The organism is Synechococcus sp. H55.2 (assembly GCF_047462495.1).
Classification (GTDB): domain Bacteria; phylum Cyanobacteriota; class Cyanobacteriia; order Thermostichales; family Thermostichaceae; genus Thermostichus.
Genome location: NZ_JANSJH010000004.1, coordinates 1 through 12,724 on the forward strand (window position 1 = coordinate 1; position 12,724 = coordinate 12,724).

Here is a 12,724-nt window from a genome sequence, read left to right on the forward strand (position 1 = left end):
TGCCGAAGTCTTTTGGGAGGTTTGGGTGTTGAGAGCAGTGAAGCGTTCGTGGGGCCTCCGCTTGGCCCGGCTGGGGACGAGGCTGATTTTGGCAGGCTTGTTGGTAGGGGCGCTATCCCCTTTGGCAAAGGCACAGTCGGGCTTTGTCATCACCGGCAGCGAGGGGGTGCCTGTCCTCAGCTATCGGCTGGATTTTCGCGGCATTCGCGGTCGGCTGGATCGCTATCGCCTGAAGATCCCACCGCAGGATGTGGCGGTGGCGGAGGTGCAGATTAGCGCGGATAGGAACTTTGATGCCGTCATCGATCCCCAGAATGTGCGCCTAGAGGTGGAGGGCAAGTCGGTGGAGCTGGCGGAAGTGTACTGGAACGAGGAGTTTCGCTCTTTGGAGGTGGTGGCCCGTCAACCCATTGCCGCCGGCCAGGAGATCCGCTTGGTGCTCTCCAATGTGCGCAACCCTTCCGCTGCCGGCATCTACCGGGTAGAGGCGCGGGTACGGGGAACAGAGCCCAACCCGCTCTTCCGCAAGGTGGGCAACTGGCTCATCACCATCGACGATCCGGAGCGGCTCACGTTCTGATGGCCGCTGCATCTGGTTTCAACAACCCCAAGGGATCCCCATCTCCCCTCTCCCTGAGGGAGAGGGGCTGGGGGTGGTCGCGTGAGCGGCGCGGAGCGCTTGGGCCTCAGGGAGAGGGGCTGGGGGTGAGGGGATCTCCCCTCCAGACGGTAGCCTGGCATACAGGGAGAGGTTGTCTTTGGTGCTAGCCGACACCTGGTATCCCAACTGGTGGCAGGCCCTGCTCTTGGGCATGGTGCAGGGGATCACTGAATTTCTGCCCATCAGCAGCACGGCGCACCTGCGGGTGGTTCCGGCTTTGCTGGGCTGGCCAGATGCAGGCGCTTCCTTTGCGGCGGTAATCCAGTTGGGCAGCTTGGGGGCGGTGTTGATCTACTTTGCCTCTGATCTGCGCCAGGTGCTCCTTGGCTCCTGGAAGGCTTGGCAGGAGCGAGATTTCCAGCAGGAGTCTTGGCGGCTGCTCATAGGGATCCTGGTGGGGACGTTGCCGATTGTGGTTGCCGGATGGGCCGTCAAGGCCATTTGGGGATCCCCACCCCGCCAGTTGGGGGTAATTGCTGCTGCCGCCATTGGCTTGGCGCTGGCTTTGGGCTGGGCGGAACGGGTGGGGAAACGCCGGCGAGATCTGCACAGCCTGGGCATTGGGGATGGGCTCTGGGTGGGGCTGGCCCAGGCTTTGGCGTTGATTCCAGGGGTATCCCGCTCCGGTGTGACGCTGACGGCGGCTCTGTTGCTGGATTTGCAGCGCTCGGCTGCCGCCCGCTACTCCTTTTTGCTGGGGATCCCGGCCCTCTTTTTGGCGGGGGTGGCGGAGTTCATCTCCGAGTTTAAGGCAGAGGCGCTGCTGTCGCAGGGGTTGGGGACGCTCTCGGCCTTTGTTTTCTCCTACGGGTCCATCGATTGGCTCATTCGATTTTTGCAGCGCAGCAGCACCTGGCTGTTTATCGCCTACCGGATTGGGTTTGGCCTGTTCATTTTCCTGGGACTGGCCCTGGGGTTCTTGCAACCTTAAGCCGACTTAGCGCCTTGGGCAGGTACTCCCCTAGGTGGGCCGGATCCACCCCTGTTAGACCCCGCTCCCCCGCCAGTTGGATAGCGGCTTGGGCATGCCACCACACTCCGGCACAGGCACAACTGAGCAGCTCCGCGATCCCCATCGACTGACCCAGTTGGGCCCTTCTGCGCGCCACCAGGCCGCCGATTAAGCCAGTTAGGACATCGCCGCTGCCACCGCGGGCCAAAGCCGGTGTGCTCTCCGGGTTGACCCAGCATTCCCCCCTAGGAGAGGCGATGACCGTCCGTGCTCCCTTTAAAACCACCACTGCTCCACTCTGGGCTGCCGCCTTTTGGGCTGCCTCCATGCGATCCGCAGGCGGGATCCCTGGAAAAAGCCGGCGAAATTCCCCCAGGTGGGGGGTGAGGATGGCTTGGATCCCGTTTTCTTGCAAGCGCTCCACCCCCATCTCCGCCAGGGCATTGAGGGCATCGGCGTCGATAACCCAAGGGATCCCGGCCCAATCCTGCAGCAAGCTCTCCAGCAGTCGCCGGCGGGCTTCTCCTAGGCCGGGCCCCACCGCCACCGCCTGGAAAGGTTTTTCACCCAGCGGCGGCAGAGCCGGGATCCCTTCCCAGGGGTGAACCAAGGCTTCCGGCAAAGTGCTGTGGATGAGCCCCTTCAATTCCGCCGGCACCGCCAGGGTTACCATGCCCACGCCACTGGCGCGGGATCCCAGCCCGGCCAACACTGCCGCCCCGGCATAGGCCGCCGACCCTGCGACCACTAGCAGGGATCCCTGGCGATATTTGTGGGTATCCAAAGGCGGGTCAGGGGGAAAATGCGGCCAAGGGTTCAGCAACAACTGGGGAGCCGCCTCTGCCGGGCAGACCCAAGGGGGGATGCCAAAATCAAGGCGATGCAGCCGTCCCACCCAGGGCAGAGCCGCCTCCTGCCACAGGCCCCGTTTCCAGAGGCCGAGGGCATAGGTGTGGCTGGCGCGGATGCAGCAGCCCCAGATCTCGCCCGTCTGGTCGTTGAGGCCAGAAGGCAAGTCCAGGCTGAGGATGGGAATGCCGCTGCCGTTGGCCCACTCCACCGCCCCCGCCCAGGGATCCCCCAGGGGCCGGTTTAGGCCAATGCCAAAGAGGGCGTCGATGAGCAAGTCGCAGTCGGCCAACGCCTCCACCCGCTCCACAAACTCCGCCCCTAGAGCCCTGAGGTAGCGGGCGTGGTCGGCGGTTAGGGGTTTGAGATCCGGCTTCCCCAGCCAAACCTTTACCCCCTTTTGGGCTAGCTGCAGCTCTCGCCCAACCACCAAGCCGTCGCCGCCATTGTGCCCCGTGCCGCAGAGGATGCCGATGCGCTGCGCCTGGGGAAAATCCTGCCGCAACCGGGCAAAAACGGCCAGCCCCACCTTCTCCATGAGGGCGGCCACGGGCATGCCGGCAGCGAAGATCTCCTCCTCGAGGCGCCGCATCTGCGCCGAGCTGACCAGGGCGGTGGCCGGGTCAAGGGAGTTGAGGACGCTGCGCTGCTGGGGCAAAGAGGGCTCTGGCATGGCGGTCATGGCTGAGGGGGGCTTATGGAGCTCAGCTCGATCACATTCCCGTCGGGATCCCGAACAAACACAGCCGCCCGCCCGGAAGCGCTGGGCTGCACCTCGTAGCCTGCCTGCAGCAAGCGGGCCTTCACCGCCTCCAGATCTTCCACTCCCAGCGCCACGTGGGGAAGGCGCCCCCACTTCGCCTTGCTGCCACGACTGGCTTGCTGCCCTTGGTCAAGCGGCTCCTCAGTGACAATCAAATGAATCTGCGAAGACCCCACCTGGTACCAAGCGCCGGGAAAGTTAAAGGGAAACCGTTCTGCCTTGGGGATCCCGAGCACGGTTCCGTAGAAATGCTCAGCCCTGGCCAGATCGCTAACCCAAAGGGCGGTGTGCAGGTGCTGATAGGTGCTCATGACGTTGCTTGGGCGCAAGTTCCTGAAGCTGTCGAGAGAAAGTGTAAGGATTTTCTCCAAAAGACCTGTTCCGCCTGTGCGCTAAGGTGGAACTAGGGCAGCGGCGACGAGAATATCCTCTATCTTGCTTCTTGCCTAGGGGTTGGTCTATGGGATCCCGCACCAAGTTTTTCGGCACCGTCTTGGCCATGCTGGCCGTCAACAGCATCTACATGCAATTGCAGCAGCTTGCCCTGCGGCTGGAAGAAGAGGTAAAACCGGCTCCCTCAGAGCAGGCTGCTCCAGAGTCCCAGAGCAACGCTCAGCCGCCGCATCCCTGGGGTCATCTGGCCCAAGTTTTCCGGCATTGGGTCGAGGCCAGTCCCCTGTAACCCTAGTCTCCGAGCCAAGAGGCAGTTTGCAAAGGGGATCAAACCCCGTACCATAGAGGAGCAGGCTCCCCTTTCTTGCGGTTCACAGTTTGGATACTCACCATGACTCAGCCGTCAGCAGCCTCTGGGCAAAAGCCGATTGTTGTCGCCCCTTCGATTCTTTCGGCGGATTTTAGCCGCTTGGGGGAAGAAGTGCGGGCGGTGGACGAGGCGGGGGCCGACTGGATCCACGTGGACGTCATGGATGGCCGCTTTGTGCCCAATATTACCATCGGCCCGCTGGTGGTGGAAGCGCTGCGCCCGGTTACGGCCAAGCCTCTGGACGTCCACCTGATGATTGTGGAGCCGGAAAAGTATGTGGCCGACTTTGCCAAGGCGGGGGCCGACATCATCTCCGTTCATGCCGAGTCCAGCTCTACCATTCACCTGCACCGCACCCTCAGCCAAATCAAGGATCTGGGCAAACAGGCAGGTGTGGTGCTCAACCCCGCTAGCCCCCTGGAGCTGATCCAGTACGTGCTGGATTTGGTGGATCTGGTCTTGATCATGAGCGTCAACCCCGGCTTTGGCGGCCAGAGCTTCATTCCGGCGGTGGTGCCCAAGATTCGCCAACTGCGGGCCCTGTGCGACGAGCGCGGTCTGGATCCCTGGATTGAAGTAGATGGCGGCCTCAAGGCCAGCAACGCCTGGCAGGTCATCGAGGCGGGGGCCAACGCCATTGTGGCCGGCTCGGCAGTGTTCAAGGCCAAAGACTATGCGGAGGCTATTCGCGCTATCCGCAACAGCCGTCGCCCGGAGCTGGTAACGGTTTGATTTGAGCTTATCGATTGGGGAAACCCATGCTCTTGAGCCCCTCTTAGGCCAAGGCACAAAAGAGAGGGAAGAAGACCTAGCGCCCCTCATTCTTGGCCCATTGCGAATGGCCACAGCTCAGCGGCAGGGATCCCTTCTGGTGGAAGAACGGGCTCGAAATTCTAGCGCAGAGCGGCGGTCTTCTTCTGGGCAGCCGCAGGGGCTGCACCATCCTCTACGGCAGTCTGGCTGAGGCAATGCGGAGGGGCAGAGGTGGGAACGATTGGCTGAGGCGAGGTAGGGCTGAAAAAAACTTGGCAAAAGGGCAGGCGGCTGTTGCGCTGAATGTCAGCAAGGTAAGGAGAAGGGATGGTGCCCCAGTAGGCGCCCAGCACCTGCCGGTCGGGATCCTCCGGCAGCACCTGGTAGTGCAACATCAAGCGGTTATCGGGGAACCAAGCGCGAACAAGCCTTTGCAGTTGCCTCAAATTGAAGCCCGGCTCTTCCGGGTTATGAATCAGGTGCATCCCCGCCAAGCGTCCGCCGACAAAATAGGCTTGCACATAAAACCCGCGGGCGTAGAGGGGGGGCTCTGAGGGATCCCGCGATGAAGGGGCATCCGGCAGGTAGATGGCCTCACCGCCTGGGCGCAGTTGCCAGCGGCTCCAGCGGGGATCCTCGCGGTCGCTAGCAATGGTCTCCCAATTGTTGGCGCGGGCGTAGCTCAAGAAGCGCTCCTCCACCATGCCCAAATAGAGCATTTCCATTTGTAGGGGCAGTCGGGCCCGCGTTTGCAATAGGGGCAGAGTGCGCACTTCTCCTTGCTTGAGCACCAAAACTTCCGCCAAGGCAGGGCGCGGTTCCCACGCCAGCAGCGCCGCCAGGATACCGGCTCCGAGGGCTCTGCCAAGGCCGGCCAGCCCTCGCCGTGCCGAGGCCCGCAGCAACAAGAGAAGGAGTTTGACAGGGGGCAGCTCAAATCGAGGCTGCGCCCCGCCCAACACGGCAACGGAAGCAGAGACGTAAGATGAGATCACGGGGAAATTCGAAGAGCCGGGAAGACAATAGAGGCTATGGATGTCCTATTTTATCCACAGCGCTAGGGTTCTTTGAAAATTTTAATCTGCTGCCCTGGGTGAACTTTCTTGCCGACAGCGGATGGATCAAAACCGGTCTCCAAATGGGCGCGACTGCCGAGAACCTCCCTCCTCGACCGCAGGGCCGGGGCTCGTCGTCATTGCTGGCCCCACCGCCACCGGCAAGTCGCGCCAGGCGCTGCTGCTGGCCCAACGGCTGGGATCCCCGCTGTTAAACGCCGACTCTCGCCAGGTGTACCGGGAGTTCGACATCGGCACCGCCAAGCCCACTCCCGCCGAGCGGGCCCTTTGGCCCCACGAGTTGATTGACTTTGTGGATCCCCGCCACACCTACACCGTGGCCGAGTTCCAACGAGCGGCCCAAGCCCGCATTGCCGAGGCCCATCGGCAGGGACAGACTCCCATTCTGGTGGGGGGGACGGGGCTTTACATCCAATCCATCACTGCAGGGCTGGAGATCCCGGCAGTTCCCCCTCAGCCCCAGTTGCGCGCTCAATTGGAAACTTGGCCGCCCGAGATCCGCTACGCCTGGCTGCAGCAGTTGGATCCCGTGGCCGCTCGGCAGATCCACTCTCATGATGAAGTGCGCACCCTGCGGGCCTTGGAAATTATTTACACCACCGGGAAACCGGCCTCTTGCCTACGGCAGGCCCATCCTCCCCACTACCCCATCTTGATCTTGGGGCTGCGCTGCTCGATGCCCCGTCTGGAACAACGTATTGCCCGGCGCACGGCGGAGATGATGGAGAGGGGGTGGATCGAAGAGGTAAAAACTCTGCGGGAGCGCTATGGGCCGGACTTGCCCCTCTTGCAAACTTTGGGCTATGCGGAGATCGGCGCTTACCTAGAAGGGCGGATCCCAGAGGCGGAGCTGCAGCCTTTGATTGTGCGGCGCACCCGCCAGTTTGCCAAGCGGCAGATGACCTGGTTTCGGGCCATGCCAGGGATCCAGTGGCTGGACTGCGAGGCTGAGGATCTGCCGGAGCAGATCTGGGAGCGGGTTAAAGCCTGGATGGCAGAACAGACCACTGCTGAAACCACTCCCGCCGCCGCTGAGCATCGGCTTTCCGATCGGTGAGGATCTCCAACACTCGCACCCCTTGGGCGGGCAAGGGATCCAAGGCTTGGGCCAGCTCTTCCCAAGTCTCTAGCCGCCGGTGGGGAATGCCATGGGCCTGGCAGAGGAGGGCAAAATCCACCGCCTGGGGAGTGGCGAAGTAGGGCTCAAAGGGTGGGCCCGCCTCAGCAATGGGCAGCAGCTCGAAAATCCCACCCCCCCGGTTGTTGATGAGGAGGATAGTCAGGGATCCCTGCAGGTAAGGGCTAAGCCGCAGGCCGCCGCAGTCGTGCAAAAAGGCCAGATCCCCGGTCAGCAGCACTGTTGGCCGATGGCGGTGGGCCACCCCGAAGGCGGTCGAGAGAATGCCGTCAATGCCGTTGGTGCCGCGGTTGAAGTAGGGCCGGATGCGGCGGTCGTTGGGCGGCCAAAACCACTCCACATCCCGCACCGGCGTGCTGTTGGCAATCACCAGGGGCGTCTCCGGCGGCAGGTGGTGGGCCAGCCACCAGGCGATCTTGCCCTCAAACCACTCCGGCAGGTCAGCCATGGTCTGGTCTAGGGTGGCGCGGATTTGCGCTTCGGCTGTCAGCCAGCCCTGCAGAAAAGCTGTTCGGGGGGCTGGAGTTTTGAATGTTGCTTCCGGGATCCCGGCGGCCAGCTCTTCCACAGCAAAGGGCAAATGGGTGGTGGGGTTGTGCAGAGGATCCCCGTTCTCGGGCCGGGGATCGAGCAGCCAGGTGCGGGGGCGAGCTTTGGCCAGGGTTTGCCGCAGCGCTTTGCTGGTGGGCAGGGATCCCAGTTGGATGACTTGTTCCGGCCAGAGCTGGGGGCCATCCCGCTGCAGGAGGAGGTCATAGGTGGTGACGAGATGGGGGTTGAGGGAAGCGTAGTTGCGCAGAGGGGAGAGTCCCTCCGCCAACACCGGCCAGCCCAGGGCCAGCGCCAAGCGGGCCACCGCTTCTGCATAACGCTGGGGATCCGCCGGTTGGGCCGGCCCCGCCAAGATCACCCCCCGCTCACAGCCGCGCCACTCCTGCCAAAAGGAAGCTGTTGACGCGAACGCAGAACCGGCAGCCAGGCCAGATGGGGGGATAACCCCGCGGAAAAAGGTCTTCTCAAACTCCGGATCTTCCTGCAAATGAACCAGGGGCGCAGTGCTGCCATCGGCAACGGGAGCTAGGGGATCTCGCAAGGGCACATTCAAATGCACAGGGCCGGGAAAGGGGTAAAGCGTGCGCTCCCAGGCGTGAACCAGGGCTTGGCGGAGATAGGCCAGGGCTTCTGGCTCCGCGCTGGGCAGGGCCAATTCCGCTTGCCAGTTGGGGTAGTGACCGTAGAGCTTCACCTGGTCGATAGTCTGCCCGGCGCGGCAGTGGCGCAGCTCTGGGGGCCGATCCGCCGTCAGGATCAACAGGGAAAACCCACTTTCGGCTGCCTCAAGGAGAGCCGGGAAAAAATGGGCGCCAGCGCTGCCGGAAGTACACACCAGAGGGATGGGCTGCCGAGTTCGCTGGGCCAAGCCGAGGGCAAAAAAGGCCGCCGACCGCTCATCCAGCACCGGAATGGCCTCGATCTCCGGATGCTGCGCCAGGGCATAGGTGAGGGGGGCAGAGCGGGATCCCGGGCACACCACCGCCAGGCGACAGCCCAGCCGGCTCAGGGTCTCGGCCAACAGGGATCCCCAGAGGGCGTTGAGGTTGCGCCAATCCAGCCGCCTTGGCGAGACAAAGTTTTCACCGGTCACAGCGGAGACAACGTGTTGAGATCAAATCGGGATCCCGGCGGCAAAAAGTGAAGGCGGGCATTGTGCAGCCGAAAATACTCGTCCGCTGCCGCCTCCTGAACGGTCGAGTACAGTTGCGTCCCGTCCACAATCGTCACCGTGCCCAAGCCGATTACCTCCATCACATTGTTGGCCTGGATCACCACCGCCGTATTCTCATCGATGCCGATGCCCAGGCACTGGGGGTAGTGGGCCACCGCTGTAACCAACCGCACCAGGCGATTGCGCTGATGGAAGTGCTGATCGATGATGACGCGAGGCAAAAGGCCCAGGCCCGTCTTCACCGTTACAATTGCCGGCGTGGGAGGTTCCCCGCTGTAGCCGCGGGAGATCATCTGCTGTCCCAAGGCAGAAGCTCCGGCGCTGGTTCCGGCAATCACCGTCTGTCCTCGCTGCCACTGCTGCCGAATGGCCTCCATCAACTCGCTGTGGGCCAGCACCTCCGCCAGCCGCTCCTGATCCCCACCCGTGAAGTAGATGCCGGTGGAGGAGCGGATTTTCTCGACGTTATCGGGATCCCTCGCCTCCATCGGGTTGCGGATATCCAGCACCTGCAGGCTGGCCGCCCCCATCTGCTGAAAAATATTGGCGTAGACCTCCCCCAGCACCGCCGGGATCCCAGAAGCCGCAGGCACGATGGTGATGTGGGCCGACCTTCCCCCCGCTCGGCGGAAGAACTCCCAAAGGATGTGGCATTCCTTTTCCTTGTCCTCTGCTCCCCCAACGGCAATGAGGTCGGAACGGGCGATGCTGGGATCCCTCACGGTAGGGTAGGGTTGGGCAGCGTGGGTCGGGGTGGAAGGAACTCCGTTCCACCCCAGCTCACGGTGGGCAGCAGAGACATCAGGCAAATGGGGCATGGAGCGCGAGAAAGATTAAAATGGACACATTTCACTTTCACTATGCTACGGCTTGAGATTCGGTTTGGCGCAGCCCCATTCCAGATTTCACGGCGGAGCTAGGAGTGGGTTAGGGGTCGCGAAAGGGGGAATAATGTTCATAAGAACACCCCTCGTTTCGTCCTTCGGTTACCCAGCGGGAGCATCCATGGCCAGAAAACCTGACGGATACCTTGTCCACATCATGCTGGAAGGTGGACAAACCATGCAAGTGCGGGTCAAAGAGGCCAGAGAATACACAGAGTTGATCAACAACCTGATGGTGGGCGGCGAAGAGTTCATCACCTTGCCCAAGCAAATGGACAATGAGTACATGATCGTGCGTCCGCAGCGGGTCTCGGGCGTGTCGGTGGAGGCGATCTACGCTTCCAGCGTCGGCATCGACCTATAGAGCTCAAGGTCAGGGATCCCTTGAGGGTCGTCGGCCTAAGTTGCAACACAAAGCCCCCACCACCGGGGGCAGGGGCTGCCAGAGAACTAGACCCCGCAGGATCTAGAACTTCCCTACCGACAGGTTAGATCTGCGGGGGCAGGATCACCTTGTCGATGACGTGGATGACGCCGTTGACGGCCTCGATATCCGCGGTCACCACGTTGGCATCGTTGACCTTGACTCCATCAGCCAAAGAGATCTCCACAGGGGATCCCTCGACCGTGACCACTTCCCCAGCTTTCAGATCGTTGGAGAGAACTTTGCCGGGCACCACATGGTAGGTGAGAATCTGGGTCAATTGCTCACGGTTTTCCGGCAAGAGCAACTTCTCCAAAGTGCCTTCCGGCAGCGCTGCAAAGGCCTCGTCGGTGGGAGCAAAAACGGTGAAGGGGCCTTCCCCAGCCAGTACCTCCACCAAGTCGGCAGCCTCCAAGGCTTGGATCAACGTGGTGAAAGAGCCGGCCTCAGCCGCAACATCCACAATGGTTTTGCCGGTAGCAGCAGCGGTTTTCACGCTTTCAGAAGTTGCGCCGTAGCTGCCGGCAATGACCGCAGGGGCTGCAACCAACGTGGTGGCCGAGACAACAGCTAAGGAAAGAGCGAAGAGATTGCGAATCATGCAATGTAACCCTCCGTGAAGAGTAGGTTTACATTTATCTATGACGGGCGGGATGGAGCTGGAGTTCCTCAAAATTGAAAAAAGTCCCCAAAAAAGATATTTCCACTGCCCCAAAATACTTTTTTTACAGGGGCTGCAAGGCTAATCTCCGCTGAGGTTAGATTTGCAACAATCATCGCGGGATGGTGGTGAGCAATCCAAAACAAGCTAAAAAAAGATCCCTTGAGGCTGAGGGATCCGTTACGTTTACTTACATTTATTGTTTTGTTTGTTCAAGTTAGCGATCCATTGGCAGCGCAAAAGCCGACGCCCTCGACGTGTCGGGCGAAGGGATCAACGAGCTGGTGATCTCGTAACGATCTCGGCCGTCGTGCCTACTCTTCTTCTGCCTCGAAGTCTTCGCTGTAGTCGTCCCCGATCAAGTCGTCGATGTCGTCGATGTCTTCTTCCAAAACAGCCCCAGAGACTTCAATAGGCTGCTCGATCAACCGGCCTTGCTGGCGCAACCAATCGAGAATGGAAAGGCTACTAGGGGAGGGCACCACTGTTGGCGGTTGATTGCGGGGTTCTTCGCGTAGAGAGGGATTGAAGTACATGCCGTACGCAGAAGGGGTAGTTATCGACAAAGAGAAAGCCGCCTGGGCTGATCCCAGCCCAACAGAGAGATGCAGGCTTGCCATCAGCTGTCTTTTAGCTTAGCCTACCGCTGCCAGGCTTGCAAAAAGCGGTGCAGCACCTGCTCCAGCTCAACGGCTCGTGCCGCCTTGAACAGCAACCGATCCCCGGCTTGCACCTGATCTAGCAAAACTTGCAGCACTGCCGCTGCATCCCTACAGCGTTCTGCCTGGGCTGCCGGTTTTTGGTCGAGCAGCGGCTGCATTTCTCCTTCCGGATCCAGGAGCAAAACCCAATCCAACCCCAAAGGGGCAGCCGCTCGTCCCACCTCTGCATAGAGCTGAGGTGCATGCTCTCCCAGTTCCCGCATGGGGCCGAGAACGGCCCAGCGTCGTCTCCCTGGGGTTTGGGCCAATAGGTGCAGAGCCGCTATCATCGCTTCCGGCGAGGCATTGTAGGTTTCATCCCAGATTTCCACATCTCCTGCCAGCTTGAGATGGCGATTGCGCCCCTCCAGAGGCGTGGGCAAGGCGATGGGTTCTCGGAGCGGCTCCCAATCCAGCCCCAAGCTGCGCACAGTCGCCAGCACCCCCATCCAGTTGAGGGCGTGGTGTCTTCCGGGCAGGGGCACCGGCAGGGTCAGGCCCGCCACGGTTACCGTTTGGGCTTGGGGATCCCATTCTCCTCGCAGGTCTCCTCGCTCCAGGCCATAGGTGAGGGTTGGTCCCGACCCCAGGCCGGCGGCGGTGGACAACAGCAAGGGATCTTCTCCGTTGAGCAGGGCCACTCCCTGCCCCAGCTCCTGTAGCAGCTCGCACTTGGCGGCGGCAATGGCGGCGCGGGATCCCAGCCTGCCGATGTGGGCGGTGCCGATGTGGGTAATCAAGGCGTGGGTGGGCCGGGCCATCTGCGCCAGGCGGCGAATTTCCCCAGGGCCGCGCATGGCCATTTCCAGAACCGCAAACTGATGTTCCGGCTGCAGCCGCAGCAGCGTTTGCGCCACGCCAATGTCGTTGTTGTGGTTAGCCTCGCTTTTGAGAACGCTGCCGTAGCGGGATAGGGCAGCCGCCAGCATTTCCTTGGTGGTGGTTTTGCCGGCTGAGCCGGTGATGGCCACCACCGGGATGGAGAATTGCTCCCGCCAGCCCCTGGCAAGGCGCTGATAGGCCCTCAGCGTGTCTGAAACCTGAAAATGAGGGCCTGAGGTCGGACGCTGGCTGATGACGGCAACAGCTCCCTTGCTCAGGGCTTGCGGAATAAAATCGTGTCCGTCGAAGCGTTCCCCCCGCAGCGCCACAAAAACGGATCCCGGCTGCAACTGGCGGCTGTCGGTGCAGAGGGCCTGAACCGGCAACCCCAACAGATGGGGATCTCCCCGGAGAGGGGTTTGCAGCAGATCGGCTACAGCTTGTAAGGTCAGCATCGGGCATTCTTCATAATCATTTCAAGTCATTGAGACAGTTCCCAAGCGCTCCCTCACCCCCGGCCCCTCTCCCAGCGGGAGCGCTCCCTCACCCCC

At 61.7% G+C, this 12,724-nt stretch carries 14 protein-coding genes; 6 read left to right on the plus strand and 8 right to left on the minus strand.

Annotated elements, in window-relative coordinates; all coding sequences use genetic code 11:
- Both NW844_RS01015 and NW844_RS01020 read left to right on the plus strand, forming a co-directional pair.
- Nucleotides 1–580 (plus strand): DUF2808 domain-containing protein (locus NW844_RS01015; RefSeq protein WP_414332703.1); only part of this gene is annotated, 580 nt, incomplete at its 5' end.
- 178 nt (nt 581–758) lie between these two features.
- The gene (locus NW844_RS01020; protein WP_414332799.1) at nt 759–1,592 is read left to right on the plus strand and encodes an undecaprenyl-diphosphate phosphatase; all 834 of its coding nucleotides are present in this window, start codon (nt 759–761) and stop codon (nt 1,590–1,592) included.
- On the opposite strand, the gene NW844_RS01025 is transcribed toward NW844_RS01020, so the two are convergent.
- Together NW844_RS01025 and NW844_RS01030 are read right to left on the minus strand one after the other, a co-directional pair.
- Entirely contained in the window at nt 1,552–3,135 is a 1,584-nt protein-coding gene (locus tag NW844_RS01025; protein WP_414332706.1) for an NAD(P)H-hydrate dehydratase, read from the minus strand. The genes NW844_RS01020 and NW844_RS01025 overlap by 41 nt on opposite strands.
- A gap of 5 nt (nt 3,136–3,140) precedes the next feature.
- Nucleotides 3,141–3,536 carry a VOC family protein gene (locus NW844_RS01030; protein ID WP_414332709.1) on the minus strand — a complete coding sequence of 132 codons (396 nt, stop codon included), beginning with the start codon at nt 3,534–3,536 and terminating at the stop codon, nt 3,141–3,143.
- A gap of 149 nt (nt 3,537–3,685) precedes the next feature.
- On the opposite strand from NW844_RS01030, the gene NW844_RS01035 reads away from it, so the two are divergent.
- Both NW844_RS01035 and rpe read left to right on the plus strand, forming a co-directional pair.
- The gene (locus tag NW844_RS01035; RefSeq protein WP_414332711.1) at nt 3,686–3,907 is read left to right on the plus strand and encodes a hypothetical protein; all 222 of its coding nucleotides are present in this window, start codon (nt 3,686–3,688) and stop codon (nt 3,905–3,907) included.
- Between the two features lie 102 nt (nt 3,908–4,009).
- Nucleotides 4,010–4,720, plus strand: coding sequence for a ribulose-phosphate 3-epimerase (gene rpe / locus NW844_RS01040; protein ID WP_414332712.1), 711 nt, complete (start codon nt 4,010–4,012; stop codon nt 4,718–4,720).
- Between the two features lie 161 nt (nt 4,721–4,881).
- On the opposite strand, the gene NW844_RS01045 is transcribed toward rpe, so the two are convergent.
- A complete protein-coding gene (locus NW844_RS01045) occupies nt 4,882–5,736 on the minus strand; it encodes a hypothetical protein (protein ID WP_414332714.1) in 855 nt (284 codons plus the stop codon).
- A gap of 121 nt (nt 5,737–5,857) precedes the next feature.
- Here NW844_RS01045 and miaA point away from each other — a divergent pair, with 121 nt between their 5' ends.
- Entirely contained in the window at nt 5,858–6,874 is a 1,017-nt protein-coding gene (gene miaA / locus NW844_RS01050) for a tRNA (adenosine(37)-N6)-dimethylallyltransferase MiaA (RefSeq protein WP_414332715.1), read from the plus strand.
- Here miaA and menD read toward each other — a convergent pair.
- Nucleotides 6,798–8,600 (minus strand): 2-succinyl-5-enolpyruvyl-6-hydroxy-3-cyclohexene-1-carboxylic-acid synthase, encoded by a 1,803-nt coding sequence (menD, locus tag NW844_RS01055; RefSeq protein ID WP_414332717.1) that lies wholly within the window; start codon nt 8,598–8,600, stop codon nt 6,798–6,800. The two genes, miaA and menD, sit on opposite strands and share 77 nt — an antisense overlap.
- Nucleotides 8,597–9,499, minus strand: a complete 903-nt coding sequence (locus NW844_RS01060) for a cyanophycinase (protein ID WP_414332719.1) — start codon at nt 9,497–9,499, stop codon at nt 8,597–8,599. Before NW844_RS01060 ends, menD begins: the two co-directional genes overlap by 4 nt.
- 187 nt (nt 9,500–9,686) lie before the next feature.
- Between NW844_RS01060 and NW844_RS01065 the strand changes: the two genes are divergently transcribed.
- Nucleotides 9,687–9,929, plus strand: a complete 243-nt coding sequence (locus NW844_RS01065) for a hypothetical protein (protein WP_011433628.1) — start codon at nt 9,687–9,689, stop codon at nt 9,927–9,929.
- Nucleotides 9,930–10,053: 124 nt separating this feature from the next.
- Here the strand turns inward: NW844_RS01065 and NW844_RS01070 are convergent, their stop codons facing one another.
- From NW844_RS01070 to NW844_RS01080, 3 genes are all read right to left on the minus strand, one after another.
- Nucleotides 10,054–10,590: a fasciclin domain-containing protein gene (locus NW844_RS01070; protein ID WP_414332721.1), complete on the minus strand. Its 537-nt coding sequence runs from the start codon at nt 10,588–10,590 to the stop codon at nt 10,054–10,056.
- Nucleotides 10,591–10,964: 374 nt separating this feature from the next.
- Complete coding sequence (locus tag NW844_RS01075) at nt 10,965–11,270, minus strand: DUF3134 family protein (RefSeq protein WP_414332723.1); 306 nt, start codon at nt 11,268–11,270, stop codon at nt 10,965–10,967.
- Nucleotides 11,271–11,290: 20 nt separating this feature from the next.
- A complete protein-coding gene (locus NW844_RS01080; protein WP_414332724.1) occupies nt 11,291–12,628 on the minus strand; it encodes a UDP-N-acetylmuramoyl-tripeptide--D-alanyl-D-alanine ligase in 1,338 nt (445 codons plus the stop codon).
- Between the last annotated feature and the right edge of the window lie 96 nt (nt 12,629–12,724).

Excerpts from the sequence above, each read along its gene's own strand:
- NW844_RS01025 (WP_414332706.1), bottom strand. The coding sequence starts at position 3,135 with ATGCCAGAGCCCTCTTTGCCCCAGCAGCGCAGCGTCCTCAACTCCCTT.
- NW844_RS01030 (WP_414332709.1), bottom strand. The coding sequence starts at position 3,536 with ATGAGCACCTATCAGCACCTGCACACCGCCCTTTGGGTTAGCGATCTG.
- NW844_RS01035 (WP_414332711.1), top strand. The coding sequence starts at position 3,686 with ATGGGATCCCGCACCAAGTTTTTCGGCACCGTCTTGGCCATGCTGGCC.
- rpe (WP_414332712.1), top strand. The coding sequence starts at position 4,010 with ATGACTCAGCCGTCAGCAGCCTCTGGGCAAAAGCCGATTGTTGTCGCC.
- miaA (WP_414332715.1), top strand. The coding sequence starts at position 5,858 with ATGGATCAAAACCGGTCTCCAAATGGGCGCGACTGCCGAGAACCTCCC.
- NW844_RS01060 (WP_414332719.1), bottom strand. The coding sequence starts at position 9,499 with ATGCCCCATTTGCCTGATGTCTCTGCTGCCCACCGTGAGCTGGGGTGG.
- NW844_RS01065 (WP_011433628.1), top strand. The coding sequence starts at position 9,687 with ATGGCCAGAAAACCTGACGGATACCTTGTCCACATCATGCTGGAAGGT.
- NW844_RS01070 (WP_414332721.1), bottom strand. The coding sequence starts at position 10,590 with ATGATTCGCAATCTCTTCGCTCTTTCCTTAGCTGTTGTCTCGGCCACC.
- NW844_RS01075 (WP_414332723.1), bottom strand. The coding sequence starts at position 11,270 with ATGGCAAGCCTGCATCTCTCTGTTGGGCTGGGATCAGCCCAGGCGGCT.
- NW844_RS01080 (WP_414332724.1), bottom strand. The coding sequence starts at position 12,628 with ATGCTGACCTTACAAGCTGTAGCCGATCTGCTGCAAACCCCTCTCCGG.